This is a genomic window from Geodermatophilus nigrescens (assembly GCF_900129495.1).
GTDB classification, from domain to species: Bacteria; Actinomycetota; Actinomycetes; order Mycobacteriales; family Geodermatophilaceae; genus Geodermatophilus; species Geodermatophilus nigrescens.
Window position 1 is genome coordinate 33,990 of sequence record NZ_FQVX01000002.1, and the last position, 13,544, is coordinate 47,533.

Annotated in this window: 12 protein-coding genes and 1 tRNA gene; 11 read left to right on the forward strand and 2 right to left on the reverse strand. The window is 73.9% G+C overall.

The features are described 5' to 3' along the window. Positions 1-14: 14 nt before the first annotated feature. Complete coding sequence (locus tag BUE37_RS07710; protein WP_073419674.1) at positions 15-1,022, reverse strand: LacI family DNA-binding transcriptional regulator; 1,008 nt, start codon at positions 1,020-1,022, stop codon at positions 15-17. Between the two features lie 428 nt (positions 1,023-1,450). Here BUE37_RS07710 and BUE37_RS07715 point away from each other — a divergent pair, with 428 nt between their 5' ends. The 9 genes from BUE37_RS07715 (at position 1,451) to BUE37_RS07755 (ending at position 10,822) form a co-directional block, all read left to right on the forward strand. After that, complete coding sequence (locus BUE37_RS07715; protein WP_245794425.1) at positions 1,451-2,632, forward strand: extracellular solute-binding protein; 1,182 nt, start codon at positions 1,451-1,453, stop codon at positions 2,630-2,632. Between the two features lie 135 nt (positions 2,633-2,767). Next, positions 2,768-3,604, forward strand: a complete 837-nt coding sequence (locus BUE37_RS07720; protein ID WP_245794427.1) for a carbohydrate ABC transporter permease — start codon at positions 2,768-2,770, stop codon at positions 3,602-3,604. 2 nt (positions 3,605-3,606) lie between these two features. After that, positions 3,607-4,509: a carbohydrate ABC transporter permease gene (locus BUE37_RS07725; protein ID WP_245794429.1), complete on the forward strand. Its 903-nt coding sequence runs from the start codon at positions 3,607-3,609 to the stop codon at positions 4,507-4,509. 12 nt (positions 4,510-4,521) lie between these two features. After that, positions 4,522-5,595, forward strand: coding sequence for an ABC transporter ATP-binding protein (locus tag BUE37_RS07730; RefSeq protein ID WP_073419677.1), 1,074 nt, complete (start codon positions 4,522-4,524; stop codon positions 5,593-5,595). Beyond that, positions 5,592-6,506 (forward strand): aldose 1-epimerase family protein, encoded by a 915-nt coding sequence (locus BUE37_RS07735; protein ID WP_073419678.1) that lies wholly within the window; start codon positions 5,592-5,594, stop codon positions 6,504-6,506. The genes BUE37_RS07730 and BUE37_RS07735 overlap by 4 nt, the downstream gene beginning before the upstream one ends. 227 nt (positions 6,507-6,733) lie before the next feature. Then, positions 6,734-7,096, forward strand: coding sequence for a chorismate mutase (gene aroH / locus BUE37_RS07740; protein WP_073419679.1), 363 nt, complete (start codon positions 6,734-6,736; stop codon positions 7,094-7,096). Then, positions 7,093-7,794: a (d)CMP kinase gene (cmk, locus tag BUE37_RS07745; protein ID WP_073419680.1), complete on the forward strand. Its 702-nt coding sequence runs from the start codon at positions 7,093-7,095 to the stop codon at positions 7,792-7,794. Before aroH ends, cmk begins: the two co-directional genes overlap by 4 nt. Continuing rightward, entirely contained in the window at positions 7,791-9,137 is a 1,347-nt protein-coding gene (der, locus tag BUE37_RS07750) for a ribosome biogenesis GTPase Der (RefSeq protein WP_073419681.1), read from the forward strand. The genes cmk and der overlap by 4 nt, the downstream gene beginning before the upstream one ends. 170 nt (positions 9,138-9,307) lie before the next feature. Beyond that, complete coding sequence (locus tag BUE37_RS07755) at positions 9,308-10,822, forward strand: M1 family metallopeptidase (protein ID WP_073420630.1); 1,515 nt, start codon at positions 9,308-9,310, stop codon at positions 10,820-10,822. Positions 10,823-10,884: 62 nt separating this feature from the next. Here the strand turns inward: BUE37_RS07755 and BUE37_RS07760 are convergent, their stop codons facing one another. Further along, complete coding sequence (locus BUE37_RS07760) at positions 10,885-12,405, reverse strand: MDR family MFS transporter (protein WP_175562814.1); 1,521 nt, start codon at positions 12,403-12,405, stop codon at positions 10,885-10,887. A gap of 145 nt (positions 12,406-12,550) precedes the next feature. On the opposite strand from BUE37_RS07760, the gene BUE37_RS07765 reads away from it, so the two are divergent. Further along, positions 12,551-12,624, forward strand: a tRNA-Pro gene (locus tag BUE37_RS07765). 112 nt (positions 12,625-12,736) lie between these two features. Continuing rightward, positions 12,737-13,543 carry a DNA-formamidopyrimidine glycosylase family protein gene (locus BUE37_RS07770; protein WP_073419683.1) on the forward strand — a complete coding sequence of 269 codons (807 nt, stop codon included), beginning with the start codon at positions 12,737-12,739 and terminating at the stop codon, positions 13,541-13,543. The last annotated feature ends 1 nt before the right edge of the window (position 13,544 follow it).

Genomic DNA, 13,544 nt, shown 5'->3' on the forward strand with positions numbered 1-13,544 from the left:
CCGGGGGAGGGAGGTCAGGGACGCCGGGCCGTGGAGGCGCGCGGCACGAGGGTGGTGGCCAGCTCGACGCGCTGGCTGGCGAGCTCCTGGCCGTGGATCAGCTCGAGCAGCATGCGGCCGGCCATGCGGCCCATGTCGACCAGCGGCTGGCGGACGGTGGTCAGGGGAGGGGAGGACCAGCGGGCCATCGGCAGGTCGTCGAAGCCGACGACCGAGAGGTCGTCGGGCACCGACAGGCCGGCCTGCCGCGCGGCCTCGAGGACGCCGAAGGCCTGCTCGTCGCTGCCGGCGAACACCGCCGTCGGGCGGTCGGGCAGCTCGAGCAGCTCGCGGGCCCGCTCGTAGCCGCTGTCGTGGTGGAAGTTCCCGTGCCGGACCAGCGCCGGGTCGGCGGGGATGCCGGCGCGGTCGAGGGCGGCCCGGTAGCCGTCGATGCGCGCCCGGCTGCACAGGTAGTCCTCGGGCCCGCCGATCACCGCGATCCGCCGGTGGCCCAGCTCGATCAGGTGCTCGGTGGCGGCCATCCCGCCCGACCAGTTGGTGGCGCCGACGCTGGGCACGTCGGGGCCGGGCATGTCGGCCGGGTCGATGACCACGACGGGCAGGTGCGAGCGGCCCAGCCGGCGCTGGTCGGCGGCGGTGATCCGGGAGGCGACGACGATCGCGCCGCGGCGGCCGCCGGCGATCAGCGAGCGCACCCAGTCCCCGCCCTGTGGCCGGGCGGCGAGGGAGTCGAGGACCATCTCCAGCCCGCTCTCGGTGATGCCGCGCAGCAGCTCCACCGCCCACGGGCTGTCCAGGGCGGTGAAGACGACGTCGACCAGCGGGCTCTCGGGCTCGGCGACCGCGCGGCGGGCCTGCGGCACGTAGTCGTACTGGTCGAGCAGGGCGAGGACGCGCTGCCGGGTGGCGGGGGCGACGTCGGTCTTGCCGTTGACGACCTTGGAGACGGTGGGCAGCGAGACGCCGGCCGCGGCTGCGATGCTCGCGAGGGTGGGGCGGCCGGCCGTCTGCTCGGTCACTGTCCGTCCTCCGTCGGTTCGCCGGGGTCCGGCCTGCGACGGGGAGCGGCACACCGCCCACCGGCGTCGGTGCCGGACGATCGTGGTCCGAGAAGCTATCGAAACATCTCCGAAACCGCTAGCCCCGACCCATCCACGCTGGTCAGTCCGCGAGCCCGCCCGGCGAGGCCGGATCGTGACCCGCGACACGCCGTCCGCATCGGGACCCCGGCGTTGACACGTCCGGTGACCTGCCTTACGTTCTCGCACCACCCCGAAACTTTCGGTTTTCAACGTCGAAACAGAAAGGCGGCCATGGGATGACATCCCGGCGTCTGACCCGAGGCACCGCAACTGCCGGCGCTCTCCTCCTCGCAGCGAGCCTGGTCGCCTGCGGCTCCTCCGGCCCTGCCGGCGGCGGCGGCGGTGGCGGCGGCGACGCCGCCCAGGTGTGGGCCCTGCAGGACACGGTCCTCAACCCGATCGAGCAGGCCTCGATCGACCGCTTCAACGAGTCCTCCGAGGCCGGCGACTTCGAGCTGGCGACGTTCGGCAACGACCCGTACAAGCAGCGCCTGCGCACCGCGATCAACTCCCCGCAGGCCCCCGACCTGTTCTTCAACTGGGGCGGCGGCAACCTCAAGGAGTACGTCGACGCGGGCCGGATCGAGGACCTGACCCCGCTGCTCGACGAGAACCCCGAGCTGCGCGACGCGTTCCTGCCCAGCGTGCTCGCCGGCGCCGAGCTCGACGGCAGCGTCTACGGCCTGCCCATGCGCGGCATGCAGCCGGTCGTCCTCTTCTACAACAAGGACGTCCTGGACGCCGCGGGCGTCGCCGTCCCCACCACCTGGGACGAGATGCTCGCCGCCGTCGACGGCCTCAAGGCCTCGGGCGTCACCCCGATCGCCCTGGCCGGCAGCCAGGCCTGGACCGAGCTCATGTGGGCCGAGTACCTGCTCGACCGCGTCGGCGGCCCGGAGGTCTTCCAGAACATCCGCGACGGCGAGAACGGCGGCTGGCAGCAGCCCGAGGTGCTCGAGGCCATGGGCCTGCTGCAGGACCTCATCGAGCGCGGCGCGTTCGGCGAGGACTTCGCCTCCGTCGGCTACGACGTCGGTGGCGCCTCGACGATCCTCGCCCAGGGCGACGCCGGGTTCCACCTGATGGGCTCGTGGGAGTTCACCAACCAGCTCGGCCAGAGCCCCGACTTCGTCACCGGCGGCGGCCTCGGCTGGGCGCCGTTCCCGGCCGTGACCGGCGGCGCGGGCGACCCGACGAACCTGGTCGGCAACGTGTCGAACTTCTACTCGCTCACCGCCGACTCCCCGAACCGCGAGGCGGCCGAGGAGTTCCTCACCACCGCGCTGACCGACGAGGAGTACATCTCCGACCTCATCGAGGCCGGTGACGTCCCGCCGGTGCAGGGTGTCCGTGAGCAGCTGCAGGAGACCGACAACGCCGAGTACTCGACCTTCATCTACGACCAGACGGTCGAGGCGGCCAACTTCCAGCTCTCCTGGGACCAGGACCTGAGCGCGGACGAGGCCACCGTGATGCTCGAGCAGCTGTCGCGCTTCTTCCTCGGCGAGATCGACGCCCAGGGCTTCGTCGACGCCCTGGCTGCCTGACCGAACGGAGTACGACGGATCGTGGCCATCCGAGGGTCGTCCGCGGTGTCGACGCAGAAGCGTCCGTCCGCACCGACGACACAGCAGCGGACCTCCGCGCCGGCGGCGCAGCAGCGTCCGTCCGCGTGGTACGCGGTGCCGGCAGTCGCCTTCTTCGGGCTGTTCGCCGTGGTGCCGATGGTGCTGGTCGTCTTCCTCAGCTTCACCGACTGGTCGGGCTTCGGGTTCCCCGAGCTGTCCGGGGCGGGCAACTGGAGCCGCCTGGTGGAGGACACCGAGGCGCGTGACGCACTGGGGCTGACCCTCCTGTTCATGGTCCTGTCCTGGGTCGTCCAGACCCCGATCGCCATCCTGATCGGGGTCTGGGCGGCCGGGCGGCAGCGCAACCGCGCCGTCCTCAGCTCGCTGTTCTTCCTGCCGCTCCTGCTGTCGACGGCGGCCATCGCGCTGCTGTGGCGCTCGGTGCTCGACCCGAACTTCGGCGTCACCCAGTCGCTGCCGCTGCTGGACCGGTTCAACTTCCTCGGTGACACCGACGTCGTCGTCTACACGGTCGTCTTCGTGATCGCCTGGCAGTACATCCCGTTCCACACGCTGCTGTTCCAGGCCGCGGCCCGCGGGATCCCGGCCAGCCTCTACGAGGCGGCCACCATCGACGGCGCCGGCCGCTACCGGCAGTTCTTCACCATCACGCTGCCGCTGCTCAAGTACACGGTCGTCACCTCGACGGTGCTGCAGCTGGTCGGGTCGTTCACGACCTTCGACACGATCCTCATCCTCACCGGCGGCGGTCCCGGGGACGCCACCCGCATCGCGCCGCTGTACATGTACATCCGCGGGTTCAGCGGCTTCGAGTTCGGCTACGCCAGCGCGATCGCCACGCTGCTGCTCGTCCTGGGCGCCGGCCTCTCGCTCGTCGTCACCCGGGCGACCGGCTTCCGCAGCATGCAGAGCCAGCAGGAAGGGGCCTGACCGTGGCCACCACCGCAGCCCTGGCCGAGCCGGGCGCCGTGCCCCCGGCCGCCCCGCGGCGGGTCCGGCGCGGCCGGCCCGCCGGCCGGCGGGAGAAGCCGAACTGGCTGGCCGGCGTCCTGGCGACCGTCTGGCTGGTCATCGTCGCCGTCCCGCTGTACTACCTGGTCTCGGCGAGCCTGCGCACCCGCCAGGACTACCTGAGCACCAGCCCACTGACCCCGACCGGTGAGCCCACGGGGGAGAACTACTCCACCGTGCTCTCGGGCGGGTTCGCCCAGTACCTGCTCAACAACATGATCGTCACGGTCGCGACGGTCGCGATCGTGGTCGCGGTGACCGTGCCGGCGGCCTACACCGTGGCCCGCAACGCCGGCCGGACCGTGCAGCGGATCTTCTCGGTCATGCTCATCGGCCTGGCCATCCCGGCGCAGGCCACGATCATCCCGGTCTACCTGCTCATCACCCAGATGCGCCTGTACGACACCCTGCTGGCGATCATCCTGCCGACGGCGGCGTTCGCCCTGCCGGTCGCGCTGCTGGTGATGACCAACAGCCTCCGCGACATCCCGTCGGAGCTCTACGAGGCCCAGACCCTCGACGGCGCCGGGCCGCTGGCGGTGCTGCGCCACCTGGTGCTGCCGCTGGCCAAGCCCGCGATCACCACGGTCGCGGTGTTCACCGCGCTCAACGCGTGGAACGGCTTCCTCTTCCCGCTGGTCCTCACCCAGTCCCGCGACACCCGGGTGCTCACCCTCGGCCTCTGGGACTTCCAGGGCCAGTTCGGCACCAACGTCCCGGGCCTGCTGGCGGCGGTCACACTGTCCGTCGTCCCCATCTTCGTCCTGTACCTCGTGGGCCGCCGCTACCTGCTCAGCGGACTCACCGCCGGTTTCGGCAAGTAGAGAGGAACCGTCTTGGCCACCGTCACCTACGACGCGGCGACCCGGGTCTACGCCGGCGCGGACCGCCCGGCGGTCGACGCGCTCGACCTCGAGGTCGCCGACGGCGAGTTCCTCGTCCTGGTCGGGCCCTCGGGCTGCGGCAAGTCCACGTCGCTGCGCATGCTCGCCGGCCTCGAGGACGTCGACGGCGGGCGCATCCTCATCGGCGACCGCGACGTCACCGGCGTCGCCGCCAAGGACCGCGACATCGCCATGGTGTTCCAGAACTACGCGCTCTACCCGCACATGACCGTCGCGGAGAACATGGGCTTCGCCCTCAAGATGGCGCGCGTCGGCAAGGCCGAGGCGGCCGAGCGGGTGCGCGAGGCCGCCCGCCTGCTCGACCTCGAGCAGTACCTCGACCGGCGCCCCAAGGCCCTGTCCGGCGGCCAGCGGCAGCGCGTGGCCATGGGCCGGGCCATCGTCCGCCAGCCGCAGGTCTTCCTCATGGACGAGCCGCTGTCGAACCTCGACGCCAAGCTCCGGGTGCAGACCCGCACCCAGATCGCCTCCCTGCAGCGCCGCCTGGGCATCACCACGGTCTACGTCACCCACGACCAGACCGAGGCGATGACGATGGGCGACCGCGTGGCGGTGCTCAAGGACGGCCTGCTCATGCAGGTGGGCCGGCCCCGCGAGCTCTACGACCGGCCGCGCAACGTCTTCGTCGCCGGGTTCATCGGCTCGCCGGCCATGAACCTGCTGACCCTGCCGGTCGCCGACGGCGGCGTGCGCCTCGGCGGCGAGGTGCACCCGGTGGAGCGCTCGGTCCTCGGCGAGGCGCACGCGCCGTCGGTGGTGCTCGGCGTCCGGCCGGAGGACCTCGAGGTCACCGGGTCGGGCCTGCCGGTGGAGGTCGAGGTGGTCGAGGAGCTCGGCGCCGACGCCTACGTCTACGGCACCGCGCTGGTCGGCGACGACCGCCACCCGGTCACCGTGCGCGTCGACGGCCGCCGTCCGCCCCTGAAGGGCGACCGGATCGCCGTCACCCCGCGGGTCGGCCACGTGCACCTGTTCTCCACGGTGGACGGCGAGCGCCTCGGGTGAGCGTGCTCCCCAGCGGCGAGCAGCACGTCCTGCGCAGCGGGGACGCCGAGGCCGTCGTCGTCGAGGTCGGCGGCGGCCTGCGCACCTACACCGCGGGCGACCGGCACGTCCTCGACGGGTGGTCCGAGCGGGAGATGGCGCCGGACGTGCGCGGGCACCTGCTCGCGCCCTGGCCCAACCGGCTGCGCGACGGCGTCTACACCTGGGACGGCGCCGAGCACGTCACCCCGGTCACCGAGCGCGCGCTCGGCACGGCCATCCACGGGCTGGTGCGCTTCGTGCCGTGGCGGGTGCTCGCCCGCTCGGCGGACTCCGTGGTGCTCGAGCACCTGCTGCACCCGCAGCCGGGCTACCCGTTCGCGCTGCGCCTGCGGGTGGGCTACGAGCTGTCGGCCGGCGGGCTGCGGGTGACGACGACGGCCACCAACGAGGGCGACGCCGACGCCCCCTACGGCGAGGGCCACCACCCCTACCTCGCCGCGCCGGCCGGCCTGCGGGTCGACGACTGCACGCTGGTGCTCCCGGCCGCCACCCGCGTGCTCACCGACGACCGGCTGCTGCCCGTGGGCACCGAGTCGGTGCACGAGACGCCGTTCGACCTGCGCGCCGGCCGGGTGCTCGGCGACCTGCGGATCGACGACTGCTTCACCGACCTCGACCGCGACGCCGACGGCACCGCCGAGGTGCGGTTCACCGGCCCCGACGGGCACGGGGCCGCCGTCTGGATGGACGCCTCCTACACGCACGTGCAGGTGTTCACCGGCGACGTCGTCGAGCCGCCGTCGCGGCGCCGGCACGGCCTGGCCGTCGAGCCGATGACCTGCGCGCCCGACGCGCTGCGCACCGGGGCGGTCCGCCGGCTGGCGCCGGGGGAGTCGGTCACCGGCACCTGGGGCATCCGCCCGCTCTGACCCGCACGGCACTGCTCGAGTGCCGCACGTCGCCCCATGAGCCGTTATCCCCAACGCGGCCCCCCCACCGAGGTCGGTCCTCCGCGCGCGAAGGCGGCGAGAGGGGCCTTTGTAGCGCTATTGGCCCATACGGGTCGGCGGACGGCGGGGAGGCGGGTGGCGCGCCGCACCTAGACTCGACCGGGCACCCCAGATCCGGGAGCCGGTACCGATCGAGGAGGGTGCACGTGGCCGTACGGGCCATCCGGGGCGCGACACAGGTGGACGCCGACGACCGCGACCAGGTGCTCGAGGCCACCCGGGAGCTGGTGAGCGAGGTGGTCGGGCGCAACGGCCTCGACCACGCCGACATCATCAGCATCCTGTTCACCGCGACCCCGGACCTGGTGTCGGAGTTCCCGGCGCTGGCCGCGCGCGAGCTCGGCATGGGCGACGTCCCGCTGATGTGCGCCACCGAGATCGCCGTGCCGCACGCGCTGCCGCGGGTGCTGCGCCTCATGGCGCACGTGGAGACGCCGAAGGAGCGCGCCGACATCCAGCACGTCTACCTGCGGGGTGCCGTGGCGCTGCGACGGGACATCGCCCAGTGAGCGCCGCACGCTTCGCCGGCCAGGTCACCCTCGACGGCCCCTCGGGCACGGGCAAGAGCAGCGTCGCGCGCGCCGCGGCCACCCGGCTGGGTGCGGCCTATCTCGACACCGGCGCCATGTACCGCGCCGCCACGGTGGCCGTGCTCGACGCCGGGGTCGACCCCGAGGACGCCGAGGCGGTGGCCCGCGTGGTCGCCGCGGCCCGCATCGAGGTGGGGACGACGGCTGCGACCGAGCGCGTGGAGGTCGACGGCACCGACGTCGCCGAACGCATCCGCGGCGCCGAGGTCACCCGCAACGTGTCGGCGGTGTCGGCGGTGCCCGCGGTGCGCCGCCAGCTGGTCGACCAGCAGCGCGACCTGGTCGCCGCGGCCGACGCCGTCGTCGTCGAGGGACGCGACATCGGCACCGTGGTGCTGCCCGGGGCGACCGTGAAGATCTACCTGACCGCCGCGCCGGAGGCGCGCGCCCAGCGGCGCGCGGCCCAGCTCGGCCTGACCACCCCGGAGGAGGTCGCCGCGCTCGCGGCCGACCTGCGCCGCCGGGACGAGTGCGACAGCAGCCGCGCGGACAGCCCGCTGCGGCCCGCCGCGGACGCGGTGGTCGTGGACAGCACCGACCTCGACCGCGAGGCCGTCGTCGACCGGGTGGTCGACCTCGCTCTCGCGGCGGCCGGGGCACGAGGAGTGGACGCATGAGCGAGGAGGGCACCGGCGGTCCGCTGCCGGTGGTGGCGATCGTCGGCCGGCCGAACGTGGGCAAGTCGACGCTGGTGAACCGCGTGCTGGGCCGGCGCGCGGCGGTGGTGCAGGACGTGCCGGGCGTGACCCGCGACCGCATCTCCTACGAGGCGCTGTGGAACGGGCGGCGGTTCACCGTCACCGACACCGGCGGCTGGGACCCCAAGGCCGAGGGGCTGGGCGCGTCGATCAGCCGGCAGGCGGAGTTCGCGATGCGCACCGCCGACGTCATCGTGTTCGTCGTCGACAGCCAGGTGGGCGCCACCGACACCGACCTGGCCGCCGCGCGCATCCTGCGCCGCAGCGACCGGCCGGTGATCGTCGTCGCCAACAAGGTCGACGACGAGCGCAGCGAGGCCAACGCCGCCGAGCTGTGGTCGCTGGGCCTGGGCGAGCCGCAGCCGGTGAGCGCGCTGCACGGGCGGGGGAGCGGTGACCTGCTCGACCTGGTGCTCGACGCGCTGCCCGAGGCGCCGCGCGAGCAGCCCGAGGAGGGCGGCCCCCGCCGCGTGGCGCTGGTCGGGCGGCCCAACGTGGGCAAGTCCAGCCTGCTCAACCGGCTGGCCAAGGAGGAGCGCTCGGTCGTCGACTCGGTGGCCGGCACGACCGTCGACCCGGTCGACTCGCTCATCACCCTCGGCGGCGAGGAGTGGCGGTTCGTCGACACCGCCGGCCTGCGCCGCAAGGTGAACACCGCCAGCGGCATGGAGTACTACGCGAGCCTGCGCACCGAGGCCGCGATCCAGGCCGCCGAGGTCGCCGTCGTGCTGCTGGCCGCCGACGAGGTGATCAGCGAGCAGGACCAGCGGGTGATCACCCAGGTGATCGAGGCCGGGCGCGCGCTGGTCATCGCGTTCAACAAGTGGGACACCCTCGACGAGGACCGGCACGCCCAGCTCGAGCGCGAGATCGAGCGCGACCTGTCCCGCATCAAGTGGGCCAGCCGGGTGAACATCTCGGCGCTCAGCGGCCGCGGCGTCGGCAAGCTCGCCGACCACCTGCGCGCCGCGCTCGCCTCGTGGGAGACCCGGGTGCCGACGGCGGAGCTCAACGCCTACGTGCGCCAGCTGGTCATGGAGACCCCGCCGCCGGCCCGTGGCGGGCGCGCCCCGAAGATCAAGTACGTGACGCAGGCCGACGTCCGGCCGCCGCGGTTCGTCGTCTTCTCCACCGGCTTCCTCGAGGCCGGCTACCGCCGGTTCCTGGAGCGCAAGCTGCGCGAGCGCTTCGGTTTCCACGGCACGCCGATCGACATCTCGGTGAAGGTCCGCGAGGGCCGGGGGAACGACAAGCGCGGCTGAGGCGGCCCGGGCGGTCAGCGGGGTGTAGTCGCCCGCCGACCGCCCGGGGCGACCGGCCGCGCCGCCGCGCGCGGTCGCCGGACGACCCTCACAGGGACCTCGCAGCGACCTCCCAGCGGGAGTTCACTACCCGGATCCGGAACGGATCCGGCCCATGGACGGGGGTAGTGATGCACCGCAGGCTGACAGTGATCACGACGGCGGGTGTCCTGGTCGTCGCGGGCGCGGGTACCGCCGCGGCCGACGGCGGGCCGGAGGCCTCGCACCCCGGCGCGCCGAGCCCCGGCGCGCCGGGCATCGGCGACCCGTACTTCCCGCTCGACGGGAACGGCGGCTACGACGTCCAGCACTACGGGCTGGACCTGCGCTACGACCCGGCCACCGACGTCCTCGCCGGGACGGCGCTCATCTCGGCCCGGGCGACCCAGTCCCTCTCCAGCTTCGACCTGGACCTGCAGGGCATGGAGGTCCGGTCGGTCACCGTGGGCGGGCACCCGGCGGCCTGGACCCGCGACGGCCAGGAGCTGGTCGTCACGCCCGCGCACCCGCTGCACCAGGGGCGGCGGTTCCTCGTCGAGGTCGTCTACGACGGCGTCCCGCAGACCCTCCAGGACGAGCTCGGAGCCTCGGGCTTCTTCCACACCGACGACGGCGCCGTCGTCGCCGGCCAGCCGCACGGCGCGGCGACCTGGTTCCCGGCCAACGACCACCCCCGCGACGCCGCCTCGCTCGACGTCGCGATCACCGTGCCCGAGGGGCTGGAGGGCATCTCCAACGGCGTGCTGTGCGGCTCGTGGACCACCGACGGGTGGACGACGTGGTCGTGGTCGGCCGAGGAGCCCATGGCCACCTACCTGGTCACCCTGGCCGTCGGCGAGTTCGACGTGCGGGCCTACGAGGCCGACGGCATCGCCTACTGGGACGCCGTCGACCCGCGCCTGGCGGAGTTCGACGCCGACCCGGAGACCGAGGGGCCACTGGCCGGTGAGGTGGTCGACCACTCCTTCGGCCGGCAGCCCGAGATCGTCGCGGCGCAGGAGGAGTGGTTCGGCCCGTATCCGTTCACCGCCGCGGGCGGGATCGCCGACCACGCCCCCGAGCTGGGCTTCGCGCTGGAGACCCAGACCCGGCCGGTGTACTCGCCGTACTTCTTCTCCGACCCGCTGTTCGGGGAGCTCGTCGTCGTCCACGAGTACGCCCACCAGTGGTACGGCGACTCGGTGCGGCTCGACACCTGGCAGCACATCTGGCTCAACGAGGGCATCGCCACCTACGCCGAGTGGCTGTGGCTGGAGCACGAGGGCGTGAGCACGCCGCAGCAGGAGTTCGACGCCCTCGCCGCCGCACCGGAGGAGGCGCTGCAGCCGGGCTTCTGGGACGTCGTCATCGGCGATCCCGGGGCGAGCGCCGACCAGCTGTTCCACTCGGCGGTCTACTACCGCGGCGCGATGACGCTGCAGGCGCTGCGCGTGCAGGTGGGTGACGAGGCCTTCTTCACCCTCCTGCGCGAGTGGGCGGCGACCAAGGCGGGGCAGACGGCGACCACGGAGGAGTTCATCGGCCACGCCGAGGAGGTCTCGGGGCAGGAACTCGACGACCTGTTCACCGTCTGGCTGTTCACCCCGGGCCGCCCGGCCGGGCTCCCCGAGCCCGCGCCGGCGCCGGAGCCGGCCCCGGCTCCCTGAGCCGGTCCCGGTCGCACGAGGGCCGTCCGCGGGCACGCTGCCCGCGGGCGGCCCTCCGCGTGTCAGCCCGCCGGGGCCGGGTCCTGCGCGTCGTCCGACGGGTCGTCGTCGAAGTGCAGCGGCTCGGTCCGGCCGGGCATGGCCAGCACCGCCAGCGCGATGACGACGGCGGTCACGGCGGTCGCGACGAACACGCCGTGCGAGGCGGCGTGCAGGCTCTCCCGGGCGAAGTCGGCGACGGCCCCGCCCTGCCCGAGCGCCGCCGTCGTGCTGTCGACGTCGGTGGGCACCTCGCCGTCGAGCCCTGCCGGCGGGGCGGCGAAGCGCGCGGCGAGGGTGGTGTTGGCGATGGCGCCGAACACCGCCGCGCCGAGGGCCGAGCCCATCGAGCGGGAGAACATGTTGGTGGCGGTGACGACGCCGCGACGGTCCCAGCCGACCACCGACTGCACCGCGACGATCAGCGGCGACGACGACAGGCCGAGGCCCAGGCCGGTGACGAACATCCAGGCGCCGACCTCCCACAGGGAGGCGTCGGGGCCGAGGAACGCCGTCCCGGCCGTGCCGACCAGCACGAGGGCGACGCCGAGCAGCGCGGTGGTGCGGAACCCCAGCCGCAGGTAGACGCGGCCGGCGAGGCTCGCCGCGACGGGCCAGCCGAGGGTGAGGGCGGCGAGGGCGAAGCCGGCCTCCAGCGCGCTCGCGCCGAGCACGCCCTGTGCCCAGGTGGGCAGGTAGGAGCTCAGGCCGATGAGCAGCGCGCCCAGGCCGAGGGCGGCGACGTTGCCGCTGGCCAGGATGCGGCGGCGCAGCACCCACAGCGGCAGCACGGGCTCGGCGGCCCGCCGCTCGACCAGCGCGAACGCGGCCAGGAGCGCGACCGCCGTCGCGAGGACCGCGATGCCGGGCGCGGACGCCCACGCCCAGGCGTTGCCGCCCTCGAGCAGGCCGAGGACCAGCAGCGCGGCACCGGCGGACAGCAGGACGGCGCCGGCGACGTCGAGGCGGTGGGCGCTCCGCTCGACCTTCTCCGTCCAGCGGCGGGACAGGGCCCAGAACGCGAGCGCGCCCAGCGGCAGGTTGATCAGGAAGATCCAGCGCCAGGAGAGGGCGTCGCTGAACAGGCCGCCGAGGGTGGGGCCGAGCACCGAGGAGATGCCCCACACCGAGGCGAGGTAGCCCTGGACGCGGGCGCGCTCCTCGACGGTGTAGATGTCGCCGATGACGGTGATGCCCATCGGCTGGACGGCGCCGGCGCCGATGCCCTGCAGCGCCCGGCCCACGATCAGCGCCGGCATCGACCACGCCAGCCCGCAGAACAGGGACGCGGCGACGAACACCGCGATGCCGAACAGGAGCACCGGCTTGCGGCCGTGCACGTCGGCGAGCTTGCCGTAGACCGGCACCGTCACCGCCTGCGTGAGCAGGTAGACGCTGAACAGCCAGGGGAACTGGCTGAACCCGCCGAGGTCGTCGACGACGGCCGGGACGGCGGTGGCGATGATCGTGCTGTCGAGCGCGATGAGGGCGGTGCTGAGCATGACCGCCCCGAGCACGGGCCCGCGCTCGGATCGGAGTCCCACCGCGGCGCGGGTACCGGTTGTCACGAGCAACTGTGACACCTCGGGGTGGCCGGGCATTCCCGCGCCCGACCACCGCGGAGGGCGGCCGACGGCGTGCGGTAACCTCGTCGGCGCAGCGATCGGGCGGTGCGAGCCGCCCGGCGCTCGGGCTGTAGCGCAGCTTGGTAGCGCACCTGACTGGGGGTCAGGGGGTCGCAGGTTCAAATCCTGTCAGCCCGACAGCGCAGGTCGAGGGCCGTTCCGGAGCGATCCGGGACGGCCCTCGACCGCCTTCCGGGGGTCACCCGGGCGGGTCCGGCGGTGCTGCCGCCCGCGACGCGAGGGGGGAGCGATGCCCGAGGGCGACACCGTCCACCGCCTCGCCCGGCGCCTCGGGGTCCTGACGGGCACCACCGTCCGCGGCAGCGACTTCCGCATCCCCCGTCACGCCACCGCCGACCTGTCCGGCGCAGCGGTGCTCGGGACGACCGCCCGGGGCAAGCACCTGCTCACCCGCTTCGACCACGCGGGCCAGGCGCTGACCCTGCACACGCACCTGCGGATGGACGGCGAGTGGACGGTCCTCGCGGCCGGGCGCTCGCTGCCCCGCCGCCTGCAGGCCGACGCGCGAGTGGTGCTGACGACGACCGGGCCCACGGCGGCCGCGCTGCGCATGCCGGTGGTCGAGCTGCTGCCCACCGACGCCGAGGAGTCCGTCGTCGGGCACCTGGGCCCCGACCTGCTCGACCCCGGGCGCTCCGCCGACGACCTGGTCGAGGACGCCGTCGGCCGGCTGGCGGCGCAGCCGGACCGGCCCCTCGTGACGGCGCTGCTCGACCAGCGGACCGTGGCCGGCCTGGGCAACGTCTGGGTCAACGAGCTCTGCTTCCTGCGGGGGCACCTGCCGCGCACGCCGGTCGGCGAGGTCGACGCCGAGCCGCTCGTGCGGCTGGCGATCCGGGCGATGCGGTTCGCGATCGCGCCCGGCGGGCCCGGGCGCGTGACCACCGGCGACACCCGGCCCGGCCGCCGGTACTGGGTGTACGGCCGCACCCACCAGCCGTGCCTTCGGTGCGGGACGGCGCTGCTGTTCAGCGAGCAGGGGAGCGAGGACCCGGAGGGCCGGCACACCTGGTGGTGCCCCCGCTGCCAGACCTGAG

Coding starts and splice junctions, on each gene's coding strand:
- der (WP_073419681.1), top strand. CDS start 7,791: ATGAGCGAGGAGGGCACCGGCGGTCCGCTGCCGGTGGTGGCGATCGTC.
- BUE37_RS07755 (WP_073420630.1), top strand. CDS start 9,308: ATGCACCGCAGGCTGACAGTGATCACGACGGCGGGTGTCCTGGTCGTC.
- BUE37_RS07770 (WP_073419683.1), top strand. CDS start 12,737: ATGCCCGAGGGCGACACCGTCCACCGCCTCGCCCGGCGCCTCGGGGTC.